This window comes from Falsiroseomonas sp. HC035, from assembly GCF_050563525.1.
Taxonomy (GTDB): Bacteria; Pseudomonadota; Alphaproteobacteria; order Acetobacterales; family Acetobacteraceae; genus Falsiroseomonas.
This window is the reverse complement of the sequence record NZ_JBNXUN010000005.1, coordinates 133649-156778: the sequence shown is the minus strand read 5'-3', so window position 1 is coordinate 156778 and position 23130 is coordinate 133649. Positions and strand designations below refer to the sequence as shown.

The following is a 23130-nucleotide window of genomic DNA, read 5'->3' as shown; positions in this document are numbered from 1 at the left end:
GCGGGATTGGGCTCGCTGGCGGGCTTGTCAGCTTCCGGAAGGCTTCCCCCGCTCCGCGCCGCGCAGCATTATCCCGGCAAAAGCCCACCCGGAGGACACACCATGCTGCGCCGAACCCTGCTGAGTGCGCTCGCCGCCACGCCGCTGTTGCCGGGCCTTGCCCGTGCCCAGGGCAATGCCGCGCCCTGGCCAAACCGCCCGGTCACCATCCTGGTGCCCTTCGTCGCCGGCGGCCCCTCCGACATCATCGCGCGCACCATCGCCAACCGCATGGCGCAGTCGGTGGGCCAACCGGTAGTCGCGGAGAACCGGCCGGGCGCGAACGGGGAGGTCGCGGCGCGGCAGGTGATGCGGGCGCCGGCGGATGGGCACATGCTGTTCGTGGGTTCGATCGGTGTCTTCGCCATCAACGCCGCGCTGCGGCCGAACCTCGGCTACGACCCGATCCGCGACCTGTCGCCGGTGACGCTGGCGGTGACCACGCCGAATGTCCTGGTGGTGAACGCCGAGAAGGTGCCAGCGCGGACGCTGCCGGAGGTGGTGGCCTGGCTGAAGGCGAATGGCGGGCGCGCCAGCTATTCCACTTCCGGCGTCGGCTCCTCCGACCACCTGACGATGGAATTGTTCAAGCAGCGCACCGGTACCGAGGTGACGCACATCCCCTACCAAGGCGGCGCCGCGGCGGCGACGGATCTCATCGCCGGCAACGTGCAGCTTTCGTTCCAGAACCTCGGCACCGTGGCGACGCATATCCAGGGCGGCCGGCTGCGCGCCATCATGCTGACGAGTGCCACGCGCAGCACAGTGCTGCCGGACGTGCCGACGGCGGCGGAGGCGGGGATGGAGGATTTCGTCGTCACCTCCTGGCAGGCGCTGATGGCGCCGGCCGGCGTGCCGCAGCCGATCCTGGCGAAGGTGCATGAGGCGGCGGTCGCGGCGCTGAAACACCCCGAGAGTGTGCAGCGCCTGGGCGCCATCGGCTTCGACGTGGTGGCGAGTTCGCCGGAGGAATATCGCACCTTCCAACAGGCGGAGATCGCCCGCTGGCGCGAAGTGGTGCGCAGCGCCAACATCAGGGCGGAATGATCGGCGCCAGGTCGTTGCCCGACCTGCATCAACGGCGCGCCGCCCACCCGGGCGCATAGCCGGCACCGCGGCTGCGCAGCAGGCGCGCCGCGGTGAGAAGGCAGGATCATGATGCGGACGATCTGCGCTGCCACGTTGGCGGTCGTGGTCAGCGGCGGCTCCGGGGCTTGCGCAGGAACCGGCGGTGCGCGGCAGGCTGGCGGGCAACCTGGTGCTCGGCGGCGGCATCATCGGCGTGCTGCCGACGAATGGCGGCGACACCACCATCGGCGGCACGCCGCATGCGAGCACGACGGCCACGGCACAGCTCGACCTCAGCTAATTCTTCACGCCCAACGTCGCCGTCAACGTGATCGCTGCGACCTCGCGGCATGATGTCTCGGTGCGTGGCCTTGCCGGCGGCAGACACCGGGTGGCCAAGCTCTGCCCGGCGCCCCATCTGCCGGGGCATGGCAAGCCCCTGCATCGATATCTGCCGCTACGACGAGGCCACCGGCTTCTGCCTCGGCTGCGGCATGCTGAAGCCCGAGAAGAAGCGCTGGAAGAAGGACCGCGACCAGCGCCCGGCGATCCGCGCCGCGTTGCCGGACCGGATCACCGCCTTGCAGAAGGCGGGGCTCGCCACCGGCAAAGCGGCGAAGCGCAAGAAGGGCTAGGCGGCCGCGCGGCGGAAGAAGGGCTAGGCGGCCGCTCGGCGGAAGAAGGGCTAGGCGGCCGCGCGGCGGCCGACGCCCATCTCCGCCAGCACCGCATCCATCTGCGCCAGGGCGAAGCGCAGATCATTCTCCCCGATTGCCCCGATGCAGCCGATGCGCATGGTCGGCACCTTGGTGGCCGAGAAGTCGCTGAGGATCACGCCGCGCGCTTTCATCCCGCGCTGGAAGCGCTCCAGGTCCCAGTTCGGATCGCTCGGCTGGTAGACGTTGACGATGATCGGCCCCTGGTGTTCGCGCGCCACATACGGCGTCAGGCCGAGCGCCTGCACACCCTCATACAGCACGTCCCGGTTGCGGCTGTAGCGCGCCAGGCGGGCCGGCTGGCCGCCCTCGGCCTCGTAGATCTCCATGGCCTTGCCGAAGGCCCGCAGCGCCTGCACGGCCGGAGTAAAGCGAAAGCTGCCCCAGCCGTTCTTCAAGGCGTGGTCGTAGACGTCCACCAGATCCATCACCCAGGAGCCGGCCTGGCCGCGGCAGGCCTCCAGCCGCGCGACCGGCGCCACCGCGAAGCCGAAGCCGGGCAGGCCCTCCAGGCACTTGTTCGAGGTGAACACCACCACGTCGCATTCCGCGTGGTCGGCCAGACGGAACGGGATGGCGCCGAAGCCGGACACCGCGTCGCAGATCATCCGCCGCCCCGCCGCGCGGATCACCGGGCCAAGCACCGCCGGGTCGTTGATGATGCCGGTGCCGGTCTCGCTGACCACCAGGGCGACATGCGTGCAGTCCGGATTCTCGGCCAGGGCGCGGGCCAGGATGTCCGGCGCCATCGGGACGTTGTCCGGCCCGTCGAGGGCCACCACCACGCGCCCGGCCTCCTGCGCCAGCCGCGCCAGGCGCTCGGCGTAGCCGCCGTTGCGCACCACCAGCAGCTTGCCGCCGGCGGGCACGAAGGTGCGGATCGCCGCTTCGATGATCATGTGGCCGCAGCCGGGCAGTGGCAGGGAGACATGCGTGCCCTCCACCCCGCCGGCGATGGCGGTGATGCGCGGCCGCATCGCGGCGTATTCGGCGCGGAAATCCTCGTCCCAGGGGGCGATGTCCTCGGCCATGCAGGCACGGACTTCGGGGCGGGTCTGCACCGGGCCGGGGATGAGCAGCAGCATGAGTATTGTCCGTGAAGAAGCGTCGGCGTGAAAGGCGTCGTCTTGGGCTATACCATCAGGGCATCCCCCAGCAATTCCCGCCGCAGCTTGCGAAGGATGGCATCGGCGAAATCGACCGGGTCAGCGCAGGTCATGGCGAAGGAGCCGGGGCCGCCGATGACCTCCGCGGCATAGTGGGCGAGGAGGTCCGGCTCCTCGTGCAGCAGCGCCAGGCCGTTCACCGTCAGCCCCGCCGCCACCGCCAGGTCGCGCACCGGCCCGGGCGGGCGCCCGGCATTGTGGCGGCCATCGCCCGAAACATCGAGCACGAGGCGCGTCGCCAGCCCCGGTGCCCGTGCCAGCACGACGAGCCCCGCCGCCATCCCCTCCCCCAGCGCGGTCGCACCGGGGCGGGGCAGGCGCGGCGCATCCTCGATGGCTGCGGCGACGGCCTCGGCGGAGGCGGCATCGGCCACCCGCATCCAGCCGACGGCGAGATCCTGCGCGCCGACGCCCGACCACAGCAGCAGGCACACCGCCGCCGCGCCGCGCGGCCCACCGGTCGCCGCCGCCAGCACGCCGGGGTCGCGGAAGGCGGCCGCCGTGCCGCCGGCCATCAGCTGGAATTCGGCGAAGTCGACGCTGGCGGAGACATCCATCGCCAGGCACAGCGCGATATCCACCGGGTTCATCGGGTCATCCAGGCTGGTCCACGGAACGATTTGCGTCCCGCATCGCACGATGCCAGCATCGTGAGAAACCTGGACAGGGCTTCGAACATGATCGGCAGGCGCGGCATTCTCGTGGCAGGCGGCGGCCTTCTGGCGGCACCGGCCCTGGCACAGGCCCCCTGGCCGGCGCGGCCTGTGCGGGTGGTGGTGCCCTTCACGCCGGGCGGTGCGACGGACGGCATGGCCCGCGTTACCGCCGCCAAGCTGCAGGAGAAGCTCGGCCAGCCCTTCGTGGTGGAAAACCGCCCCGGCGCCAATGGCGCGGTGGGCGGCCAGTTCGTCGCGAGTGCGGCGCCGGATGGCTACACCTTCCTGTTCTCCGCCAGCATCCAGACCCTGGCGCGGCTGGTGATGCGCAGCCCCGGCTACGACCCGGTGGCCGACCTGCTGCCCGTGACGCGCGTCGGCGAGGGCCCGCTGCTGCTGGTGATGAACGCCGCCCGGCCACAGACCACCCTGGCCGAGATCGTGGCCGCCTGCCGGGCCAATCCGCGGGACTGGTCGTTCGCGGTGTCCTCGCTGGGCGCCGCCGGGCATCTCGCCACCATCGAGTTCGTCCGCCAGGTCGGCCAGGATCTGGTGCAGGCGCCCTATCGCGGCACCGCTCCGGCGCTGACCGACGTGGTCGCCGGCAATGTGCAGTTGATGTTCGACCCCATCCTGGCCACCCTGCCCCAGGTCCGCGCCGGCCGCGTGAAGGGCATCGCCATCACCGCCCCCGCCCGCAGCAGCGCCGCACCGGAGATCCCGACGGCAACGGAGGCCGGGATGCCGGGCCTCGACATCCAGTCCTGGTGGGCGCTGTGGGGGCCGCGCGGGGTGCCGGCCGAGATCGTGGCCCGGATCGGGGAGGCGCTGACCGCCGGGATGTTCGAGCCGGATGTGCAGGCCCGGGTCGGCAGCCTGGGCATCAGCCCCAAGGCAGAGGTCGGCGCGGATTTCGCTACCTTCATCCAGCGCGACTTCGCCCGTAGCCAGGATTTGTTGCGGATCGCGAAGTTCGAGCCGCAATAGGCCGCGGTCACGCGCAGTTCGGTCGGCACGAGGCCTGCGGGTCTGGCGCCGCCCCAGCCCGAAGCCTAGACTCGTGCCCTGGCAGGAGAACCGCAGGAATGGGTGGAACGGCGTTGGTAGGCGGCCCTGGACCGTGGTCCGTGGCGAACAAGCTTGGCATGCCGATCCGTTGATGAAGCCGGCCCTGTCGTGATGGCGCGCAGGTCCGCAGCCGCAGCGGTCTCACGGCTTCGTGAAAATGCGACTGTAAGCCCCATCCCGCCCGTGCTACGCCTCCACCCAAGGCGCAGCGCAAGCGCCGGCGAACAGGAGTGGGCGCGCCATCGACGGGCTTCAGGACGCGCAGCATGCGGCTGCGAATCACGACCATCCCATCCCGGTCTCGGAACTGGTCACCGGCATCGCGCGGGACTGGCCATCGGAACGGCTGACCCTGGGCGACCTGATGGAGGCGCTGGGCGCGCGCGGCTATGGCGTGCTGATCGTGCTGTTCGCCCTGCCCAACCTGCTGCCGGTCTACATCCCCGGCCTCAGCCCGATCTTCGGCGTGCCGCTGCTGATCATCTGCGCGCAACTCGCCTATGGCCTGCCGACACCGAAGCTGCCGGCGCTGCTGACGCGGCGGTCCATGCGCCGGGCCGATCTGCGGATGATCGCGGAGAAGGCGCTGCCCTGGCTGCGCCGGGTCGAACGCTACGTGAAGCCGCGCCCCTCCTGGATCACCACCCGGGCCGGGGAAAGGCTGATCGGCATCTACGGCGTCTGGCTCGCCGCAATCGTCTGCGTGCCGCTGCCCTTGACCAACGGCCCGCCGTCGCTTGCCTGCCTCATCATGGCGATCGGGCTGATGGAGGAGGATACCCGCACCATCCTGGCCGGCGCCGCCTTCGGCGTCTTCGGCAGTTTCATCGGCCTGTCCATCATCGGCAGCGTAGGCTGGATGCTGATGGCCGGCTTCGCCTGGTTGTTTGGCCTGTCCTGACTGCGGAGTCGTGCGCGTGAGCCCGGAGGGCCTCCATGCAGAGGATACCGCGCCGATCTCGCGCATCGTGGCGGAGGTCGCGGCCGCCTTCCCGGGCGAGCGCATCAGCCTCGGCGAAATGGCCGAGGCCTTCGGCGACCGCGCCTTCGGGATGCTGCTGCTGCTGCTGCTGCTGCCCGGCCTGCTGCCCGGCATGGCCAGCGTCTTCGGCACGCCGCTGCTGATCCTCGGCGTCCAGATGGGGCTTGGGCTGACGGTGCCGAAGCTGCCGGGTGTCCTGGCGCGACAGACCGTCAAGCGGTCCGACCTGCTGCGGCTGGCGTCGGCCTCCTCGAAGGGCCTCGGGCGGATCGAGCGCTACGTGAAGCCGCGGCCGGGCTTCTTCACCTCGCCGATGGGCGAACGCATCATCGGTTGGTTGACCGCCTATGTCGCGATCATGCTGATCCTGCCGGGTCCGGGCACGAACGGGCCGCCGGCCTTCGGCAACATCGTCATGGCGCTCGGCCTGATCGAGCATGACAGCAAGGTGACGGGTTGGGGCGTGGTGCTGACCCTCCTCGGCTGCATCTTCGCCACCGCCGTGCTGGGCATTCTGGGTTGGCTGGGGGTCAAGGCGCTGGGCTGGATGATCTAGCCGGCGGCGGATTGTGCCCTGGCGCGCCGCGGTGGTAAGCACCCGGCATGCGTCGGTGGCCCGCAAGGGCTGAAACGGGAACGCGCGAAGGCCAGGTCAGGCGCAAGCCGAAGCCGGGCCACGTCCGCGGCTGCCCCCGCAACTGTAGGCGGAGACCCTGTCTCCCTCATGCCATTGGGCCCATCGGGTCCGAGAAGGCGGGGACAGGCACCGGGAGGACCCCTCCTGGATCTCCGCGAGCCAGGAGACCGGCCGGCGCAGAGACGTCACGCGCGTGCCGGGCGGGGTGCACCGGCGCAACGGAACGACAGGCCAGGGGCGCGGTGCGCCCTGATGCCGCTCGTCTCCGCCTGCGGCGACGACGCCAACCGCCGGGTTGGCCGCAAGGCTGATCCGGCATGTCGTCTTCTCGCACGGAGGAACCGATGCGAACCAAGTCCAGGCTTCTGGCCGCGCCCCTGGCGCTGGCCCTGTCCACCCCTGCCCTCGCCCAGCAGGTGATTCCCGAAACCATCGTCACCGCCACCCGCATCCCGACCGATGCGGAACGCGTCCCCGCCGCCGTCACGGTCTTGACGCGCCAGGACATCGAGGAACGCGGCTACCAGACCATCGCCGAGGCGCTGGCGATGGTGCCTGGGATGAACACCGTGCAGACCGGCGGCTTCGGCCAGCAGACCAGCGTCTTCATCCGCGGCACGGCATCCCGCCACGTGCTGGTGCTGCTGGATGGCGTGCCGGTGAACGACCCCTCCGAGCCCAACGGCGCCTTCAACTTCGGCAATGAGCTGCTGGGCGACATCGAGCGGATCGAGGTGGTACGTGGCCCCGGCTCGGCGCTGTATGGCTCGGGCGCCATCGGCGGCGTCATCAACCTTGTGACGCGGCGCGCCCCGGCCGGCACGCCGTTCCAGCTGTTCGGCGATATCGCCGGCGGCAGCCAGGGCACGGCACGCGGCGTGCTCGGCGCGGCCGGCACCACCGGCGGCTTCAACTACCTGGTGGTGGGCCAGGGCCTGACCAGCCAGGGCAGCGACGCCACGCCGCGCCGCTTCACCCGCGACACGCGGGAGACGGAGGATTTCCGCGCCGGCGCCGGCACCGCCCGCTTCGGCTGGGCGAATGGCACCGGCACGATGGTCGAGGGCCTGCTGCGCTGGCGCGAGAACCAGGTGGAACTCGACAACGTCCCGAACGACGACCCGAACTACGACGGCAACGACCGTCGCTGGTTCGGCCAGGTCCGCGGCGAGACCACGCTGCTTGATGGCGCCTGGACCACCGGCCTGCGCGCCGCGGTGACGGAGGACCGTCGCCGGTACCTCAACCTGCCCGACGGCCGCAGCACCGCCAGCACGGACGACCTGTTCCGCGGGCAGCGCCAGACCTTCGACTGGGGCAACCGCATCCGCCTCGGCGATGTCGGTCCCTTCGCCGCCGCGGGCCTCGCCTTCGGCGCGACGCATGAGCGGGAGAGCGTCGATGCCGCCTCCGGCTCGCCGTCCTTCCGCACCGTCACCGATGCTTCCGCGCGCAGCACCGCGGTGCATGGCGGCGTGCAGGGGCAGTTGTTCGGGCGGCTCGACCTTTCGGCCGGGCTGCGGCAGGACATCGCGGAGGATTACGATGGCGCGCTGTCCTGGCGCGCCGGTGCCGTGCTGGCGCTGCCGGAAATCGCCTCGCGCCTCCGGCTCTCCTCCGGCACCGCCTTCAAGGCGCCGTCGCTGTTCCAGCGCTTCGGTCGCATCGGCACGAGCTTCCGCGGCAACCCGGACCTCGATGCCGAAACCTCCTTCGCCTGGGAGGCAGGCTTCGAAACCGACATGCCGGTGTTCGGCCGCGCCGACGGCGCCACCGCCAGCGCCACCTACTTCGACACGCGCACCAAGAACCTGATCAACTTCAACCGCAGTTTCTCGACGCTGGAAAACATCGAGCGTGCGACCAGCCGCGGCGTGGAGCTTGGCCTGACGGTGCGGCCGGCGCGCTGGCTGGATGCACGGGTGGGCTGGACGGTGACGGAGGCGCGTGACGATGTGACGGATGCGCCGCTGGCCCGCCGCCCGCGCAACGTGGTGACCTTCGGCGCCCGCATCGCGCCGACGGACAGGCTGGTGATCAGCCCGGAGTTGTTGTTCACCGGGCCGTCGCCGGAAACCGCCACCTACGACAACGCCGGCCGCTTCATCTCCGGCGTGAACTACAACAAGTCCGGCACCGTGGTGAACCTGACGGCGTCCTACCGGGTCACGCCCGCCATCACCGCCTATGCCGAGGGCCGCAACCTGACCAACAGCCGGTGGGAGCCCTCGAACGGCTTCGTCACCCCCGGCCGCAGCCTGCTCATCGGCTCCCGCTTCACGTTCTGAAGCCCTCAGACGGCGGGCGGCCGCTCCGCGGCTTGGCCTTCGCGCCCTGTACGGCAGCGCTTCGCTGCGCTGTCGGGCTGGGCGCGGTCCGCTGTGGCGGCCTCGGCCGGCTCTGCCGTCCGCCTCGGTCGGTCGAGCCAGTCAGGCCGCCTTCTTCCGCGTCCGCCGCGGCTTCGATTCGGCAGCGGAGCTGCCGGCATCCGCCACAGCTTCCTTGCCCTCCAACGCCGAGAGGAACCGCCGGCACCAGACGCTGGCCGAGTTGGCTTTCACCGCGGTCCACATGCGGCTCCACCGATCCAGCCGTTCATCCGCCGGCATGTCCATGGCGACGTCCAGCGCCTCCGCGATGTCGTCGGGATCGAGCGGGTTGACGATCAGCGCGCCATCCAATTCCCCCACCGCGCCGGCGAAGCGCGACAGCACCAGCACGCCGGGGTCAGCCGGGTCCTGCGCCGCCACGTATTCCTTGGCAACCAGGTTCATGCCGTCGCGCAGCGGCGTGACCAGGCCAATGCGCGCCACGCGCATGAAGCCCGCGATGGTCGGGCGCGGCACGGCGCGGGTGATGTAGCGGATCGGTGCCCAGTCGGGCTCCGCCATCTGGCCGTTGATGCGGCCGACGCCCTCGTCCAGCTCGCGCCGCAACTGGCGGTACTGCGCCACGTCGCCGCGGCTGACCGGGGCAACCTGCAGGAAGGTGATCTTGCCGCGATGCCGGGGAAAGCGTTCCAGCATGGCGCCGAAGCCGGCGATGCGCTGCGGCAGGCCCTTGGTGTAGTCCAGCCGGTCGACACCGATGGCGAGCGAGCGGCCACCAAGCGAATCCTGCAGCCGCACCACGTCCTTGGACCGCACGCGCTGCGCCGCGAGTTGTGCGAAGCCCAGGGCATCGATGCCGATGCCGAAGGCGCCGACGCGAATGGCAACATCGCCCTTGCCGATCGCGATCAACGCGCCGCGCAGATTTTCCGCATCGTCTTCCGTCTGCACGCCGATGGCATCCACGGCCGCCAGCGCTTCCAGCAGCTTCTCCGCATGCGGCAGGCCGTTGAAGACGGCGCGCGGCGGAAACGGCACGTGCAGAAAGAAGCCGATGCGCTGCTTGCAGCCCAGGGCCCGCAGGTCGGCCGCCATCAGGAACAGGTGGAAGTCGTGGATCCAGACCACGTCATCCTTCTGCAGCAGCGGCGCCAGCGCCTGCGCGAAGGCCGCGTTGACGTGCTGGTAGCCGGCGAAGTCGCGGCGATCGAAACGGGCGATGCCCAGGCGATAGTGCAGCACCGGCCACAGCGCGGCGTTGGAGAAACCCTGGTAGTAGTGCTTGTAGTCGTCGTGACCCAGGTCGACGGTGGCGTAGGTGGTGGTGCCGTGGCGGACCAGCGCAGCCTCCGTTCCCGTCGCATCCGCCGTGCGGCCAGACCAGCCGAACCAGACGGAATCGCGCTTCGCCAGCGCATCCTTCATCGCAACGGCCAGGCCGCCGGCCGTCGCCCCACTTTCCTTCGGGTCCGGCACGCGGTTGGCGACGATGACAAGCCGGCTCATGCCGCGAACCCCTTATCCGGCGCCTGCTCGAAGCGATGATCCAGCGCGGCCAGCCAGTCGCGAAACACGGCGGGCGAGCCGAAGCGGTCCTGCAGGCGCAGGCCGAGGCCGCCCGTGGCGCGCGCCACGGCCATCCCGGCCTCATCCGTCACGTCGTCGCCGACGAACACCGGCAGCCGGCCGGCGAAGGGCGCACGCGCCATCAGCGTGGACACCACGGTGCCCTTGGACACGCCGCTCGGCGTGATCTCCCACGCCATGTGCGCGGGCAGCAGCACGAAACTGTCGGGGGCTTCCGCCACCAGCGATTCCATCAGCGCGCCCGCCGGCCCGCCGGCCTGCGGCGCCTGGCGGTAGTGCAGCGCGAAGCCATGCGCCTTCTCTTCGACGAAGGCACCGGGAAACGATTGCACGAATTCCTCCGCCCGCGCCCGCCAGGCGGCCGGCACCTGCGGCAGCACCGGCTGTTCCACCGGGCCGCCAGGGGTCAGGCGCAGCGCGGCACCATGGTTGCCGGCCTTTGCGATCGCCACCGGCAGGAAATGGTCGAGGTCGGCAAGCGGACGGCCGGAGACGATGGCGAGCGCGCCATCCAGCCGCGCTGAAAGACGCTCCAGCAGTGCTGGAAGCTCCGGCGGCACAAGCACGGCTTCCGGCCGTTCGGCGATGTCCACAAGGGTACCATCGAAATCGAGGAAGAGCGCGGCGTGCGCGTGGGGGAAGTCCTGCATGCCGCGTTCTAACACGTTGTATGCGTTCTGGTGCGCACGCGGTCGCGCGATCGTGAGCGCAATCGCGCACAATGCCGCAATGGCGACGCCATCGCGCTGTGCTGGCGTCATACTTTCGTCATGGAGGCCCAAATGCCCAACAGTACTTCAGAGACGCCCCGCACCACCATCAGCCGTGCGGAGAATGCCACCTTCGACCAGGGCCTGCGCGCCTTCTTCGCCTACCGCGACCTCGGCGTGAAGCAGGCGACGGGCGGGGCCTTCGGAGCGCATGTCATCCGCGCTGTGCCCGGCACCGGGGCCGCGCCGCAGTGGCATACGCACGACCTCGGCTTCCAGTTCGTCTACGTGCTGCGCGGCTGGGTGACCTTCACCTACGAAGATATCGGCGAGGTCACCTTCCGCCCCGGCGACAGCGTGGTGCAGCCGCCGATGGTCCGGCATGTCGAGGTGGCACATTCGGACGACCTGGAACTGCTGGAAATCACCTCCCCGGCCGAGTTCGAGACAGCCAGGGCCGGTTCCCCTTGAGCGCAATCCGCGCTAGTCTCCGCGCCGCGCGGGCGTGGTGGAACTGGTAGACGCGCCGGACTCAAAATCCGGTTCCGAGAGGAGTGTCGGTTCGATTCCGACCGCCCGCACCAACCCTGCCGCCCGGCAGAAGGCAGGAGCATCGCCCATGGGCGCCACGGACCGCCTCGATGCCCTGGCCGCACTGGTCGGCCCGGCGCAGGTGCTGACCACACCGGAGGCCACCGCCCCCTATTCCTGCGACTGGAGCGCCCGCGACCACGGCACGCCGCTGGCCGTGCTGCGCCCCGGCACCACGGCGGAGGTCGCCGCCTGTGTCGGCCGCCTCGCCGCCTGGGGCCTGCCGATGGTGCCCTCCGGCGGACGCACCGGGCTGGTCGGCGGCATGACGCCGGCCGATGGCGCCGTCGTCATCAGCCTGGAACGCCTGAACCGCATCCGCGACGTCGATGCCCGCGACATGAGCCTGGTGGCCGAATCGGGCGCCACCGTGCAGGCGGTGCAGCAGGCGGCGGAGGCGGTGGGCCGGCTGTTCCCGCTGTCCTTCGGCGCGGAGGGCAGCGCCCAGCTCGGCGGTGCGCTGTCCACCAATGCCGGCGGCATCCGCACCATCCGCTGGGGCAATGCCCGCGACCTGGTGCTGGGGCTGGAGGTGGTGCTGCCGGATGGCCGCGTGCTGCACGACCTGCGCCGCGTGCGGAAGGACAATTCCGGCTACGCGCTGCGCCACCTGTTCATCGGCGCGGAAGGAACGCTGGGCCTGATCACCGCCGCCGCCCTGAAGCTGGCGCCGCCGCTGCGGGTGCGGGAGACCGCGCTGGCCGCCGTGGAGTCTCCCACAGCCGCGCTGGCGATCCTGGAAGGGCTGCAGGCGGATGGCGCGGAGCTGGTGGCGTTCGAGCTGATCAACCGCGAGATCATGCAGAACGTGGCGAAGCACGGCGCGCGGGTGCGCATGCCCTTCCAGCTGGAAGCGCCCTGGTACGTGCTGGTGGAACTCGGCACCGGTGCGCGGCAGGCGGATCTGCGGACGCCACTGGAGTCCGCCCTGGCCGAATGTCAGGACGCCGTGCTGGCGGAAAGCGAGGAGCAGCGCCAGGCGATGTGGCGGCTGCGGGAGATCACACCGGAGTGCAACCGGGCGGAGGCGCCGATGGAGAACTACGACGTCTCCGTGCCGGTCTCCGCGGTCCCTGCCCTGCTGGACCGCGTCGCGACGCTGATCGCGGCGCGCTGGCCGGAGGGGCGGCTGATCGCGGTCGGCCATGCCGGCGACGGCAACATGCACATCAGCGTCATGGCGCCGCGCGGCACGACGCGCGAGGCCTGGCGCGCCCGCATGAGGGGCGGCGATGTCGCGGTCCACGCCCTGGCGGTCGAATTAGGCGGCAGCTTCAGCGCGGAACACGGCATCGGCCGCGCCAAGCTGGACGCCATGGCGACGCTGAAGGACCCGGTGGCGCTGGACCTGATGCAGTCCGTCAAGCACCTGCTGGACCCGCGCGGGCTGATGAACCCGGGCAAGCTGCTGCCGGCAGCCACTCAAGCCAGCGCGTAGCTGTAGCGCCACAGGTTGAAAACCTTGCGGCGCCGGTCGTCACCAGGGCGGCCGGCTTCCGCATCGGTCATCGCAGCGTCGCAGTGCAGCCCGATCTTCACCCAGGTGCGCCGCGTGGTGGCGCGGAAGCGGAGGGCCTCGCTCACCTCCGGCCGCCGCTCCGCCTGCCAGGCCACCGGCACGTCGTCCACCGTCACCCGCAGCGCCCGGGGCAGGCCGGGATCGACCCATCCCTTGTTGAAAAGGCGCAACTCCAGCGGCAGGCCCGGACCAGGAACCGGCAGGTACAGTGCCGACTCCGGCTCCGCGCCGAACCAGCAGCAGCACTCCCGGGTGCCGGGCGAATCGCGGCCATGCAGGCCGAAGCCGGGCAGCGGCATGTTCATGTCGAACACATGCTCCGCGCCGATCAGCACCGGGGCCAGCGCGGCGAGGCGCGTTGCCGCGAAATCCCGCTCGAAATCCGCAACCGTGTGGGCCGGGTGCGGATGCTGGCGCAGATGCGCCACCAGGCGTCGGTACAGCAGGCGGTCGGCAGGAACCAGCGCCTCGGCCGCGGCGAGATCGGCGGCGGAGGGCGCCGGCGCATCGGTCACGTTGCGCCGTTCCATCCGGGCCGGCGGGCACCAGCCGAGGTCGCGCGCCACGGCGGCGGCGAGCGCATCGACCTCCTCCAGCACGCCGGCGCGCTGGCAGCCCGCCTGCACGAACTGCCAGGCGGCCTCGGCGCGCGCCTCCGGTTGCAGGCTGTTGAACTCCACTTCCGGAATCGCAGCCTGGGTCAGGGCGCGGCACTGGTGGTCCTCGAACATCCGCCGGAAATGCGCCCTGCCGCGGAAGGTCGCGGCCAGGGCGGCGAAATTCGGCAGGGTGCGGCAGGCCTCGTGCAGCGCGCGCCAAGCCGCGTCCTTGCCGGCATAATCATGTGGCGCGAGGCGCCGGTAGTCCCGGAACTGCGACAGCACCCGCGCCGCCGGCTCGCGCAGCACGGTCAGGACGTAGGACCCGGCAGGCAGCCAGGGCGAAAGATCCGTGTGGCCATGCAGCAGGTCGAACCAGTCGATGCTGTCCCGCGCGACAGCCGCGCGCAGCGCCAGCATCGCCGGGTCCGCCTGGTCGAGATCGTCCATCCGACCGCCGCCGCGCCGCGCGGTTTCCTGCGCGGCGAAGCCGGCCGCCCGGGCGCGTTCCGCATGTACCTGGGTGTCGAGCCAAGCGTTCAGGCCGGTGCCGCCGCACTTCGAGACATGCGCATGGAAGATCTTGGGCATCATCCCCCCGGGGCTGGCAACCCCAGGTTGACGAGTATGCTCCTGGTCTACAAGGACATGGCGCCGAGGAGCGGGCGGCGGGAGGTGCAGAAGCCCTCCACCACCGCCAGGAACCGAGCCGTCTCCGCCTCCCCCACCGGCAGGCTCAGCGCCACCATGCCGCGGCGCGCGAGGTAGATGCCGTCCCGCATCAGGTCGAGGAAGAACAATTCTCGCAGCGCCTCCTCCCCCGGTGTCGGGTCGTAGGGGCGCTCTATCGGGCCGCTGCGGAAATGCGGCTGGATCATGCTGCCGATCCCCGTGAACTGCATCGCCACGCGATGCCGGCCGGTGATCGCGTTCAGCGCCTCCCGCAGCGAATCGCCACGGGCGCGCAGGGCCTCGGCGGCCTCGGCGTCGAAGATTTCGCCCATCGCGACCAGGCCGGCGGACATCGACAGCACGTTGTTGTTGAAGGTGCCGCCATGCGGCAGCGCCCTGGGGTGCGCCGGGTCATAGACCGACATGATGTCGGCCCGCCCGCCGAAGGCGCCGAAGGACATGCCGCCGGCGATGTATTTCCCGAGCGTCGTCAGGTCCGGCAGGATGCCGTGCATCTGCTGCAATCCGCCGGCGGTGTGGCGGCTGGTCATCACCTCGTCGAAGGTCAGGACGATGCCATGGTCCGTCGCCGCCTGTCGCAGGGCGGCGAGAAATTCCGGCGTCGCCGGGATGCAGCCGCCGCTGCCCAGCATCGGCTCCAGCAGGATGCAGGCGAGGTCCGCCGCATGTTCGCGGATCAGCGCCAGCGCGCCCTCCGTGTCGTTGAAGCGGGCCAGCACCACCGGGAAGGGCGCGTTCACGGCGTGGTGGATCCCGCCGGTGAACGTCAGTTGCCCGCCATGGTAGCCGCCCTGCATGGCCAGCACCTTTGACCGGCCGGTGAAGGCACGGGCGGCGGACAGCGCCATCAGATTCGCCTCCGTCCCGCTGTTGGTGAAGCGCACCAGCTCCACCGAGGGAAACCGGGCGCAGAGGATCGCGGCGAAGGCGACCTCCCGCTCCCCGGCCGCGGCCAGGTTCAGGCCGCGGCCGATCGCGGCCTCCAGCGCCTTGATGATGCGGGGTTCGGAATGGCCGAACAGGCCCGCTGTGTATTCGCCGCACAGGTCCAGGTAGTCGTGCCCGTCGATATCCCGCAGGTGGCAGCCCTGGCCGCTCTCCATCGCCGTCGGGAAGGGCGAGTAGTGCAGGGTGGAGCGTGTGTTGCCGCCGGGCATCACCTTCCGGGCACGGGCATAGGCGGCGGCGCTGTTCGGGCGGGCGGCGGCGTAGGTCTCGCGGGCTTCGGCCAGGGCCGCGTCCAGGTCCGTGTTGCGCGGGGCGGGGGCATCGAGCGGGGCCATGGCGGAACTCCTCGGGCCGGTCGTCAGGAAGACCAGGGCATCATGGCGAAGGGCGTGCGCTCTGGACAGGGCGGCCGGATCGCGCGAAGACGCGCGCTTGTCCCGCCGCCGCCCCGGAGCCTGCTCCCCATGACCTCCCCGGTTTTCGACCGTATTGCCGATATCATCGCCGAGAACAGCGAAGTGGCGCGGGAGTCCATCACGCCGGGCGCGCATGTCATCAACGACCTGGGCATCGACAGCCTGGACTTCCTGGACATCGTCTTCGCCATCGACAAGGCCTTCGGCATCAAGGTGCCGGTCGAGACCTGGACGCAGGAAGTCAACGCCGGCACCGCCCCGGCCGAGCAGTATTTCGTGATGGGCAACCTGGCCCAGCGGATCGAGGAACTGGTGGCGGCGAAGCAGGCCAAGGCCTGACGCGCGCCCATCCGGGCTGAGGGACGCAGCGGATGCGCCTGGAATACTTCCAGATGGTCGACCGCGTGGTGACGCTGGGGGCCGACCACATCGTGGTGGACAGCACCGTGCCGGAAGCCAGCCCGGTCTTCGAGGGCCACTTCCCCGGCTACCCCATCGTCCCCGGCGTGCTGCTGGTGGAGACGATGGCACAGACCGCCGGCTGGCTGCTTCTGGCCATCGAGCGGATGCAGCACATGCCCTTCCTGCTGAAGGTGAAATCCGCCAATTTCCGCGGCTTCGTCGGTCCCGGCACGCCGCTGCGGGTGGAGGCCACGCGAACCCATGACGGGTCGGGCTATGCGGTCGCCGAGGCCCGCATCCTGGCCGACGGCAAGCGCATCGCTGATGCCGAGATCACCTTCCGCATCATGCCCTTCCCGGCCGAGGCGCTGCGGGAGGCGATGACGGCGACGGCCCAGCGCATCGGGCTGCCCGAATATGGCTGAGATCTGGATTACCGGCATCGGCCTGGTTTCCCCCGCCGGTGAGGGGCGGGAGGCGCATCGCGCCGCGCTCGCCGCCGCCACCCCGGCGCCGGTGGACCTCGACAGCCACGCCCCCTTCCCGCTGCACCCCGGCCCGGCGCTGGAACTGGACCGCCAGATCCCGAAGAAGGGCGACCAGCGGCAGATGGAGCCCTGGCAGCGCCTCGGCACCTATGCCGCCGGCCTGGCGCTGGACGATGCCGGTGCCCGGTCGCTGGTGGCCGACATGGACCTGATCGTCGCGGCCGGCGGTGGCGAACGCGACCTGGCGCTGGATGAGAGCGTGCTGGCGGCGCTGGCCGGCCTGCCGCCGGCGGAAGCGGCGACGCAGTTGAACGCGCTGCTGGCCGGCGGGCTGCGGCCGACGCTGTTCCTGGCGCAGCTGTCCAACCTGCTGGCCGGCAACATTTCCATCGTCCACCACGTCACCGGCGCGTCCCGCACCTTCATGGGGGAAGAACAGGCCGGCGCCGATGCGGTGCGCATCGCGGCGGTGCGGCTGGCGGAGGGCCGCGGGCGCATCGCCCTGGTCGGCGGCGGCTTCGTGGCGCCGCGTTGGGATTTGCTGGTGCTGTATCATTCCGCCGGGTTGCTGCGGCATGGCGCCGGCTTCGCGCCGGTGTTCTCCCGCGACGAGGCGCCGGGCGCCATCCCGGCGACCCTCGGCGCCTTCCTGGTGCTGGAGACGGCGGAGAGCGCGCGGGAGCGTGGGGCGCGCGGCCTGGCGCGGATCATGGGCGTCGAGTGCGAGCAGGCCCGGCGCAACGACGGCGACACCGCGGCCGCCGCGGCGACGCGCGCGTTTGCCCGGCTATCCATGCCGGAGGGGCCGCTCTTCGTGCTGTCCGGCGCCACAGGGGCCGCCGGCGCCATGGCGGCGGAGCGTGCGTTCCTGGCCGGGCTGGACCGGGACGTGGTGCTGCGCGCCGCCGGCAACCGCGTCGGCTGGGGCGTCGAGGCCAGCTTCCCGGCCAGCCTGGCGCTTGGCGCGCTGATGCTGGCGGATGGCATCGCCCCGCCCGCGCTGGAGCCCGCCGAGGGTGCCATGCCGGCCGCGCCGCGCGACCTGCTGGTCACCGGCTTCGGCGCCTGGCGCGGGGAAGCGCTGGCGCATCTGCAGGCGATTCCGGCGGAGGAGCAGCCGTGACGGACACCGACCATCGCGGCCGGCCCATCGTCGCCGTCACCGGGCTTGGGCTCGTCACGCCACTCGGCTTCGGCGTGGCGCAGAACTGGGCGGCGCTGCTGGCCGGCACCTCCGGCATCCGCCGCATCACCCGCTTCCCGACCGACCACCTGCGCACCACCATCGCCGGCACCGTCGACCTGCCGGAGGAAGCGGGAGGCCCGCCGATGACGGCGACGCCGCGGGTCATGCGCATGGCGGAGATGGTGGCGGAGGAGGCGCTTGCAGAAGCAGGCTTCGACCCTGGCCACTTCCCCGGCCCGCTGATGCTCGGCATGCCGCCGGTCGAGCTGGAATGGCCGCACCGTTTCAAACTCGCCCGCCGCGTCGCCCCGGCGCCGGCGCTGTACCCGGCGCTGACCCAGGCGGCGACGGGCTGGGAAGACCTGTACCGCCATGCCGCCTTCGCCAGCGTCGGCGAACACCTGGCCGCCCGCTTCGGCACGCGGGGTGCGCCCATCGCGCTGACAACCGCCTGCGCCACCGGCGCGTCGGCCATCCAGCTCGGCGTCGAGGCGATCCAGCGCGGCGAGACGCAGGCGGTGCTGGCGATCGGCGCCGATGGCACGGTGCAGCCGGAGGCGCTGATTCGCTTCTCCCTGCTCTCCGCGCTGTCCACCCGCAACGACGACCCGACCGGCGCCTCCCGCCCATTCGAGAAGCATCGCGGCGGCTTCGTGATGAGCGAGGGCGCCGCCTGCCTGGTGCTGGAAAGTCTTGCCCACGCCCGCGCCCGTGGCGCCAAGGTGCTGGGCATCCTGCGCGGCGCCGGCGAGAAATCGGACAGCTTCCACCGCACCCGGTCGAACCCGGACGGCAGCGCGGTGATCCGCGCCATGCGCAACGCAATCGAGGATGCGGGGCTGGCGCCCGGCGACATCTCCTACGTCAACGCGCACGGCACCGGCACGCCGGAGAACGACAAGATGGAGAACTTCGCCATGCGCGCCGTGTTCGGCGAGGCGGCGCCGCCGATTTCCTCCAACAAGTCGATGATCGGCCATACGCTTTCGGCCTCCGGCGCCATCGAGGCGGCGTTCAGCCTGCTCGCGATCCGCGACCAGGTGCTACCACCCACCATCAACCATGTGGAGCCGGACCCGGCCATCACGCTCGACGTGGTGCCGAACGTGTCCCGCTCGGCGCGCGTGACGCATGTGCTGTCGAACAGCTTCGGGTTCGGCGGGCAGAATGTGTGCCTTGTCCTGAGTGGAGCCTCCTCCTGATGCGCGCGCTGCGGCTGCATGGCGACCGCGACCTGCGGCTGGAGGAGATCGAGCCGCCGCCGCCGCCGGCCGAGGGTGAGGTGCAGGTGCGCATCCGCGCCATCGCGCTGAATCACATCGATGTCTGGGGCTGGCGCGGAATGGCCTTCGCGCAGCGCACGCTGCCGCTGGCGGTGGGCGCCGAAGCCTCGGGCGAGGTCGCGGCGGTCGGGCCCGGCGTCAACGGCTGGCGCGTCGGCGATCGCGCCGTGCCGTACGGCGCCCGCACCTGCGGGCATTGCGACGCCTGCCGCGAAGGGCGCGACAATTTCTGCGAGAACGTCTCCGGCGTCGCCGGCTTCCATGTCGATGGTTTCGCACGCGAACTTGCGAATGTCCCGGCCCGGCTGCTGGTGCGCGTGCCGGATGGCGTGGGCTTCGAGGACGCGGCCTGTGCCACCGTCACCTTCGGCACCGTCGAGCACATGCTGTTCGACAACGCGCAATTGAAGCCGGGCGAGACCATCCTGATCCAGGCCGCCGGTTCGGGCATCGGCTCGCTCGCCATCCGCGTCGCGAAGGCGATCGGCTGCACGGTCATCGCGACGGCCGGCGACGACGAGAAATGCGCCAAGGCGAAGGCGCTCGGCGCCGATCATGTGGTGAACTACAGCGACAAGAACTTCTCAACCGTCGCGCGCCGCGTCACCGGCAAGCGCGGCGTGGACGTGGTGTTCGAACATGTCGGCGCCACCACCTGGGCCGGATCGCTGCTGTCCTTGCGCATGGGCGGGCGGCTGGTGACCTGCGGCAGCACCTCCGGCGTCTCGGCGGAGACAAACCTGATGATGGTTTTCCAGCGCCAGCTCCGCATCTTCGGCAGTTTCGGCTGCGCCATGCGGAACGTCGGCGATGCGCTGGGCAAGATGGCGGGCGGCATCCTGCCGGTGCTGGATACCGTCGTGCCGCTGGAACGCTTCACCGAGGGACTGGAACGGCTGGAATCACGCCGTGTCTTCGGAAAGATCGTGGTGAAGTTCTGAGATGGGGCGTCGCGCGGATGAAGCTTTGGCCGCGCTGGTCCGTGGTGGCTTCGCCCTGGTCCGCGCCCTCGGCCCGGATCGTGCCGGCGCCATCGGCGCGGCGGTGGCACGGACGCTCGGCCCGCTGACCTCCGCGAACCGCATCGCGCGGGAGAATATCGACGCGGCGTTCCCGGAGAAGTCCGCCGCCGAACGCGCCGCGATCCTGCGCGAAAGCTGGGAGAATCTCGGTCGCACCGCCAGCGAGTACGTGCATCTCGGAGATCTGTGGGACTTTGACCCCGCCCGCCCGAACACTGGCCGCATCCTGCTGGACGAGGCCAGCATGGCCCGGTTCGAGACACTGCGGGATGACGGCAAGCCCGCCATCATCTTCGCGGCCCACCTGGCGAACTGGGAATTGCCCGCCGTTGCGGCACTGCGCCACGGTCTGCCCGCCGCCGCGCTGTACCGCACGCCGAACAACCAGGCGATCGCGCGCGACATCCTGGCACTGCGCCGCGGCGTGATGGGCGCGCTGATCCCGGCCGGCCCCGCCGCGCCGATCCGCATGATGGAAGCCCTCGATGAGGGCCTGCATCTCGGCATGCTGGTGGACCAGCGCTTCGGCCGGGGTCCCAAGATCCGCTTCTTCGGGCGGGAGGCCACCGCCATCCCGATCCTGGCCCGCCTGGCGCGGCGTTTCGACTGCCCGATCCACGGCGCCCGCGCCATCCGCCTGCCCGGCGGCCGCTTCCGGCTTGAACTGACGGAAGCGGTGGACCTGGTGCGCGACGCCAAGGGCTTGGTCGACATCCAGGCGGCGACGCAGCAGGTGAACAACATCGTCGAGGGCTGGATCCGCGAATACCCCGGCCAATGGCTGTGGCAGCACCGCCGCTGGCGGATGTAGTCAGCCCAGCGGGCCGGTCCGGTACAGCGTCACCCGCAGGCCGCCATGCGGCACCGGCGCGCCCGGTGGCAGGAAGGGCAGGCGCGTGGCGTGCGCGAGCCTGGAATCGGCTGTGACCAACCCGACCCGCCAGCCGGCGAAGCGGCTCATCAGCACCTGGCCGAAGGCGCGGTACAGCGGGACGAGGTCCGTCCCCTCCCCCATCCGGCTGCCATAGGGCGGGTTGACGATGACCAGCCCCGGCGGCCCTTCGGGCGGCGTCAGGTCGCTGATCGGGGCCTGCCGGAACTTGGTGAACGCCGTGACGCCGGCACGTTCGGCATTGGCGCGGCACATCTCGATTGCACCGGCATCGCGGTCGCTGCCATGGCAGCGCGCCACCGGCACCCGCCCGCTGCGCACCGCGCGCATCACCTGCCACGCCTCGGCATCGAAGGTGGTGAGGTGTTCGAAGGCGAAGGCGCGGGACCGGCCCGGGTTCAGCCGCGCCGCGATCTCCGCCGCCTCGATGACGAAGGTGCCGGCACCGCACATCGGGTCGACCAGCGGCTCCGTGCCGTCATAGCCACAGGACAGCAGGAACAGGGAGGCCATGGTCTCCCGCATCGGCGCCGGATTCACCGCCTGCTTATAGCCGCGCTTGTGCAGCGGCTCGCCGGAGGTATCGACGCTGATGGTGCACTGGTCGTTCTCCAGCCGCACCTGCACCAGCACGCCATCCTCGGCCTGCCCATTGGCCATCGGGGCGCCGAGCGTCTCGCGGATCGCGGTCTCGATGCGCTGGGCAGCGGCGCCGGAATGGTAGATGCGCGACTTGGCGCAGGACGCCTCGACGCGGAACGGAACATCGGCGCGCAGCACGCCCGCCCAGTCCACGCGGCGGGCCTTCTCGTCGAGTTGTGCGAGATGCACCACGCGGAACTCCGCGATGCGGGCCAGCACGCGGCTGGCGCCACGGACCCAGAGGTTGGCGCGCCACACTTCCGGCCAGCCACCCTGGATCACCACGCCGCCCGGCACCGCCTTGGGACGCTTGAAACCTTTGCCGCGGACTTCCTCGAACAGCGCCGGCTCCAGGCCGGGCGCGGTGGCGAGGAAGATCTCGAAGGTATCGGTCACACGTTGAACCGGAACAGCAGGACGTCGCCGTCCTTCACCACGTATTCCTTGCCCTCGACCCGCATCTTGCCGGCTTCCTTGGCGCCCTGCTCGCCACCGAGGGAGACGTAGTCGTCATAGGCGGTGGTCTCGCAGGCAATGAAGCCGCGCTCGAAGTCGCCATGGATCACGCCGGCAGCCCCAGGCGCCTTGGTGCCGCGGGTGATGGTCCAGGCCCGCGTCTCCTTCGGCCCGACGGTGAAGTAGGTGATCAGGCCGAGCAGTTCGTGGCCGGCGCGGATGATGCGGTCCAGGCCGCTGTCCTCCAGGCCGAGCGATTCCAGGAACTCGGCGCGGTCGGCCTCGGCCATCATGCTGATCTCGGCCTCGATGGCGGCGGAGACGATGACGGCCTTGGCCCCCTGCGCCTTCGCCATCTCGAACACCTTGGCCGAATGCGCGTTGCCGGTGGCGGCGGACGCTTCCTCGACGTTGCAGACATACAGCACCGGCTTGCTGGTCATGAGCTGCAACCGGCGCACCGCCTCCTCCTCCCCCTTCGGGATGGCGGTGCGGGCGGCGCGGCCGGCGGTCAGCGCGGCCAGGATCGGCTCGATCAGCGCGAGCTGGGCGGTCGCTTCCTTGTCGCCGCCACGGGCGCGCTTGGTCAGGCCGTGGGCCCGCTTTTCCAGGCTGTCGAGGTCGGCGAGCATGAGCTCGGTCTCGACCGTCTCGGCGTCGCGCACCGGGTCGACATTGCCTTCCACATGCGTGACGTCGTCATCCTCGAAGCAGCGCAGCACATGGATGATGGCGTCCACCTCGCGGATGTTCGCCAGGAACTGGTTGCCCAGCCCCTCGCCCTTGGAGGCGCCGCGCACCAGGCCGGCGATGTCGACGAACTCAAGGCTGGTCGGGATGATTTTCTGGGACTTGCCGATCTTCGCCAGGATGCCGAGGCGCGGGTCGGGAACGCCCACCCGCCCGACATTTGGCTCGATCGTGCAGAACGGGTAATTCGCCGCCTGGGCGCTGGCGGTGGCCGTCAGCGCATTGAAAAGCGTGGACTTGCCGACATTGGGCAGGCCGACGATGCCGCAGTTGAAACCCATATC

At 70.8% G+C, this 23130-nt stretch carries 23 protein-coding genes, 1 tRNA gene and 1 riboswitch; of the genes, 16 read left to right on the top strand and 8 right to left on the bottom strand.

The genetic code is table 11. The features are described 5' to 3' along the window. Positions 1 to 102 precede the first annotated feature (102 nt). From ACLF3G_RS13180 to ACLF3G_RS13170, 3 genes are all read left to right on the top strand, one after another. Entirely contained in the window at positions 103 to 1086 is a 984-nt protein-coding gene (locus ACLF3G_RS13180) for a Bug family tripartite tricarboxylate transporter substrate binding protein (RefSeq protein WP_430669840.1), read from the top strand. A gap of 184 nt (positions 1087 to 1270) precedes the next feature. Beyond that, positions 1271 to 1408 carry a hypothetical protein gene (locus tag ACLF3G_RS13175; RefSeq protein ID WP_430669839.1) on the top strand — a complete coding sequence of 46 codons (138 nt, stop codon included), beginning with the start codon at positions 1271 to 1273 and terminating at the stop codon, positions 1406 to 1408. Positions 1409 to 1535: 127 nt separating this feature from the next. Beyond that, on the top strand, positions 1536 to 1742 hold the full coding sequence (locus ACLF3G_RS13170) for a DUF1289 domain-containing protein (protein ID WP_430669838.1): 207 nt from the start codon (positions 1536 to 1538) through the stop codon (positions 1740 to 1742). Positions 1743 to 1792: 50 nt separating this feature from the next. Here ACLF3G_RS13170 and ACLF3G_RS13165 read toward each other — a convergent pair whose 3' ends face one another. Both ACLF3G_RS13165 and ACLF3G_RS13160 read right to left on the bottom strand, forming a co-directional pair. Continuing rightward, positions 1793 to 2908: a 2-aminoethylphosphonate--pyruvate transaminase gene (locus ACLF3G_RS13165; protein ID WP_430669837.1), complete on the bottom strand. Its 1116-nt coding sequence runs from the start codon at positions 2906 to 2908 to the stop codon at positions 1793 to 1795. A 47-nt stretch (positions 2909 to 2955) separates the two neighbouring features. Then, a complete protein-coding gene (locus tag ACLF3G_RS13160) occupies positions 2956 to 3579 on the bottom strand; it encodes a DUF1194 domain-containing protein (protein ID WP_430669836.1) in 624 nt (207 codons plus the stop codon). An 87-nt stretch (positions 3580 to 3666) separates the two neighbouring features. Here ACLF3G_RS13160 and ACLF3G_RS13155 point away from each other — a divergent pair, with 87 nt between their 5' ends. From ACLF3G_RS13155 to ACLF3G_RS13140, 4 genes are all read left to right on the top strand, one after another. Further along, positions 3667 to 4632: a Bug family tripartite tricarboxylate transporter substrate binding protein gene (locus tag ACLF3G_RS13155; RefSeq protein WP_430669835.1), complete on the top strand. Its 966-nt coding sequence runs from the start codon at positions 3667 to 3669 to the stop codon at positions 4630 to 4632. A gap of 322 nt (positions 4633 to 4954) precedes the next feature. Beyond that, entirely contained in the window at positions 4955 to 5614 is a 660-nt protein-coding gene (locus tag ACLF3G_RS13150; RefSeq protein WP_430670044.1) for an exopolysaccharide biosynthesis protein, read from the top strand. A 16-nt stretch (positions 5615 to 5630) separates the two neighbouring features. Beyond that, positions 5631 to 6251, top strand: coding sequence for an exopolysaccharide biosynthesis protein (locus tag ACLF3G_RS13145; protein ID WP_430669834.1), 621 nt, complete (start codon positions 5631 to 5633; stop codon positions 6249 to 6251). A gap of 36 nt (positions 6252 to 6287) precedes the next feature. Next, positions 6288 to 6522: riboswitch (cobalamin riboswitch) on the top strand. Between the two features lie 154 nt (positions 6523 to 6676). Then, positions 6677 to 8620 carry a TonB-dependent receptor plug domain-containing protein gene (locus ACLF3G_RS13140; protein ID WP_430669833.1) on the top strand — a complete coding sequence of 648 codons (1944 nt, stop codon included), beginning with the start codon at positions 6677 to 6679 and terminating at the stop codon, positions 8618 to 8620. A gap of 141 nt (positions 8621 to 8761) precedes the next feature. Here the strand turns inward: ACLF3G_RS13140 and ACLF3G_RS13135 are convergent, their stop codons facing one another. Together ACLF3G_RS13135 and otsB are read right to left on the bottom strand one after the other, a co-directional pair. Next, positions 8762 to 10168: an alpha,alpha-trehalose-phosphate synthase (UDP-forming) gene (locus tag ACLF3G_RS13135; protein ID WP_430669832.1), complete on the bottom strand. Its 1407-nt coding sequence runs from the start codon at positions 10166 to 10168 to the stop codon at positions 8762 to 8764. Then, positions 10165 to 10899: a trehalose-phosphatase gene (otsB, locus tag ACLF3G_RS13130; RefSeq protein WP_430669831.1), complete on the bottom strand. Its 735-nt coding sequence runs from the start codon at positions 10897 to 10899 to the stop codon at positions 10165 to 10167. Before otsB ends, ACLF3G_RS13135 begins: the two co-directional genes overlap by 4 nt. Positions 10900 to 11031: 132 nt before the next feature. Here otsB and ACLF3G_RS13125 point away from each other — a divergent pair, with 132 nt between their 5' ends. The 3 genes from ACLF3G_RS13125 to ACLF3G_RS13115 all read left to right on the top strand — a co-directional run bounded on the left by ACLF3G_RS13125 (position 11032) and on the right by ACLF3G_RS13115 (position 12988). Further along, positions 11032 to 11430, top strand: coding sequence for a cupin domain-containing protein (locus tag ACLF3G_RS13125; protein ID WP_430669830.1), 399 nt, complete (start codon positions 11032 to 11034; stop codon positions 11428 to 11430). 28 nt (positions 11431 to 11458) lie between these two features. Next, positions 11459 to 11543, top strand: a tRNA-Leu gene (locus ACLF3G_RS13120). Between the two features lie 35 nt (positions 11544 to 11578). Next, positions 11579 to 12988 (top strand): FAD-binding oxidoreductase, encoded by a 1410-nt coding sequence (locus ACLF3G_RS13115; protein WP_430669829.1) that lies wholly within the window; start codon positions 11579 to 11581, stop codon positions 12986 to 12988. On the opposite strand, the gene ACLF3G_RS13110 is transcribed toward ACLF3G_RS13115, so the two are convergent. Both ACLF3G_RS13110 and ACLF3G_RS13105 read right to left on the bottom strand, forming a co-directional pair. Then, on the bottom strand, positions 12973 to 14262 hold the full coding sequence (locus tag ACLF3G_RS13110) for a hypothetical protein (RefSeq protein WP_430669828.1): 1290 nt from the start codon (positions 14260 to 14262) through the stop codon (positions 12973 to 12975). The two genes, ACLF3G_RS13115 and ACLF3G_RS13110, sit on opposite strands and share 16 nt — an antisense overlap. A gap of 44 nt (positions 14263 to 14306) precedes the next feature. Beyond that, positions 14307 to 15644 (bottom strand): aspartate aminotransferase family protein, encoded by a 1338-nt coding sequence (locus ACLF3G_RS13105; protein WP_430669827.1) that lies wholly within the window; start codon positions 15642 to 15644, stop codon positions 14307 to 14309. A 129-nt stretch (positions 15645 to 15773) separates the two neighbouring features. Between ACLF3G_RS13105 and ACLF3G_RS13100 the strand changes: the two genes are divergently transcribed. Genes ACLF3G_RS13100 through ACLF3G_RS13075 form a run of 6 tightly spaced genes read left to right on the top strand, consistent with a single transcriptional unit; the run spans position 15774 to position 20917 of the window. Next, positions 15774 to 16064, top strand: coding sequence for an acyl carrier protein (locus ACLF3G_RS13100; protein WP_430669826.1), 291 nt, complete (start codon positions 15774 to 15776; stop codon positions 16062 to 16064). Between the two features lie 32 nt (positions 16065 to 16096). Then, positions 16097 to 16552, top strand: coding sequence for a 3-hydroxyacyl-ACP dehydratase FabZ family protein (locus ACLF3G_RS13095; protein WP_430669825.1), 456 nt, complete (start codon positions 16097 to 16099; stop codon positions 16550 to 16552). Beyond that, complete coding sequence (locus ACLF3G_RS13090) at positions 16545 to 17738, top strand: beta-ketoacyl-ACP synthase (protein WP_430669824.1); 1194 nt, start codon at positions 16545 to 16547, stop codon at positions 17736 to 17738. Before ACLF3G_RS13095 ends, ACLF3G_RS13090 begins: the two co-directional genes overlap by 8 nt. Next, positions 17735 to 19003: a beta-ketoacyl-ACP synthase gene (locus ACLF3G_RS13085; protein WP_430669823.1), complete on the top strand. Its 1269-nt coding sequence runs from the start codon at positions 17735 to 17737 to the stop codon at positions 19001 to 19003. Before ACLF3G_RS13090 ends, ACLF3G_RS13085 begins: the two co-directional genes overlap by 4 nt. Continuing rightward, positions 19003 to 20025 carry a zinc-binding dehydrogenase gene (locus tag ACLF3G_RS13080; RefSeq protein ID WP_430669822.1) on the top strand — a complete coding sequence of 341 codons (1023 nt, stop codon included), beginning with the start codon at positions 19003 to 19005 and terminating at the stop codon, positions 20023 to 20025. Before ACLF3G_RS13085 ends, ACLF3G_RS13080 begins: the two co-directional genes overlap by 1 nt. Before the next feature lies 1 nt (position 20026). Next, on the top strand, positions 20027 to 20917 hold the full coding sequence (locus tag ACLF3G_RS13075; RefSeq protein WP_430669821.1) for a lipid A biosynthesis lauroyl acyltransferase: 891 nt from the start codon (positions 20027 to 20029) through the stop codon (positions 20915 to 20917). On the opposite strand, the gene ACLF3G_RS13070 is transcribed toward ACLF3G_RS13075, so the two are convergent. Beyond that, entirely contained in the window at positions 20918 to 22036 is a 1119-nt protein-coding gene (locus ACLF3G_RS13070) for a THUMP domain-containing class I SAM-dependent RNA methyltransferase (protein ID WP_430669820.1), read from the bottom strand. Further along, on the bottom strand, positions 22033 to 23127 hold the full coding sequence (gene ychF, locus ACLF3G_RS13065; protein WP_430669819.1) for a redox-regulated ATPase YchF: 1095 nt from the start codon (positions 23125 to 23127) through the stop codon (positions 22033 to 22035). The genes ACLF3G_RS13070 and ychF overlap by 4 nt, the downstream gene beginning before the upstream one ends. Positions 23128 to 23130 lie beyond the last annotated feature (3 nt).